Here is a 254-nt window from a genome sequence, read left to right as displayed (position 1 = left end):
AACCGAAGTCACCCACACGATTGACCAGAAATGCCTTGAGATTGGCGTAAATCGCCGTGGGCTTTTTGTACCAGAAACCAATCAGCAGATAGGAAACCACGCCAACCGCTTCCCAGCCAAAAAACAGCTGCATAAAGTTATTGGCCATGACCAGCATCAGCATCGAGAAGGTAAACAGCGAGATATAACTAAAAAAACGGCTGTAGCCGTCATCGTCATGCATATAACCGATGGTGTAGATATGCACCATCAGC

1 protein-coding gene is annotated in these 254 nt (G+C 46.9%); it reads right to left on the bottom strand.

From position 1 onward, the window contains the following. Positions 1 to 254 (bottom strand): proton-conducting transporter membrane subunit (locus E8Q33_RS15135; protein ID WP_305792046.1); only part of this gene is annotated, 254 nt, incomplete at both ends.

The organism is Methylophaga sp. SB9B (assembly GCF_004832235.1).
Lineage (GTDB): Bacteria > Pseudomonadota > Gammaproteobacteria > Nitrosococcales > Methylophagaceae > Methylophaga > Methylophaga muralis.
The sequence above is the reverse complement of the archived record's forward strand: the minus strand, read 5'-3'. Positions and strand labels throughout refer to the sequence as shown.